The 952-nt window shown below is 54.6% G+C and carries 1 protein-coding gene; it reads left to right on the top strand.

Annotated elements, in window-relative coordinates:
• Positions 1–898, top strand: an 898-nt coding sequence (locus tag ACT3RT_RS23080; protein ID WP_496203786.1) for an IS5 family transposase, incomplete at its 5' end; no start/stop codon positions are given.
• Between the last annotated feature and the right edge of the window lie 54 nt (positions 899–952).

Below are 952 nucleotides of genomic sequence, written 5' to 3'. Positions count from 1 at the left end.
CAACTGGAACGTCTACAACAAAGCCCTCGTCAATCGGGGCTCACTGACATTCTGGCTTGATGAGTCGACCATTCAGGCCTGGTATGACGAACCCAAAACCTCTTCACGTGGTCGTCCTCAACGTTATTCCGAGCTGGCCATTTCCACCGTTCTGATGCTCAAACGCGTCTTTCGCCTCACGCTGCGCGCTGTGCAGGGATTCATCGATTCCATTTTTATCCTGATGAAGCTCCCGCTCCGTTGCCCGGATTATTCCTGCGTCAGCAGGCGGGCTAAGTCCGTCAGCATCCCTTTCAAAAGCCCCACACGCGGTGAAATTGCCCACCTGGTTATCGACTCCACCGGCTTAAAAGTTTTCGGTGAGGGTGAGTGGAAGGTGAAAAAACACGGTCAGGAAAAGCGCCGCGTCTGGCGGAAGCTGCACCTGGCCGTGGACGCCAGTACGCATGAGGTTATCTGTGCTGACCTGTCCCTGAACAACGTGACTGATGCAGAAGCATTCCCGGGACTTATCCACCAGACACACCGGAAAATCAGGGTCGCTTCAGCCGACGGAGCTTATGACACCAGACGGTGCCACGACGAACTGCGGCGTAAGAAAATCAAAACACTTATCCCGCCGCGAACCCGAGCGGGTTACTGGTCGGCTGAGTATGCCGACAGAAATCAGGCGGTTGCCCGGCAACGGCTCACGGGAAGCAATGCGTACTGGAAATGGCACACGGCTTACAACCGACGTTCGGTGGCTGAAACGGCAATGTACCGTGTCAAACAGCTGTTTGGTGGGCATCTTACGTTGCGGGATCATGATGCGCAGGTTGGGGAGGCTATGGCCATGATCCGCGCATTAAACAAAATGACGCGTGCAGGCATGCCAGAAAGCGTACGGATTGCCTGAGAAAGTCAGCGACGAGGGGAGCTTTTATCTAAATCCGATTTATTCAACAAAGCC

The organism is Ewingella sp. AOP9-I1-14, assembly GCF_052375995.1.
GTDB classification, from domain to species: Bacteria; Pseudomonadota; Gammaproteobacteria; order Enterobacterales; family Enterobacteriaceae; genus Ewingella; species Ewingella allii.
This window is presented reverse-complemented; position numbering and strand designations above follow the sequence as displayed.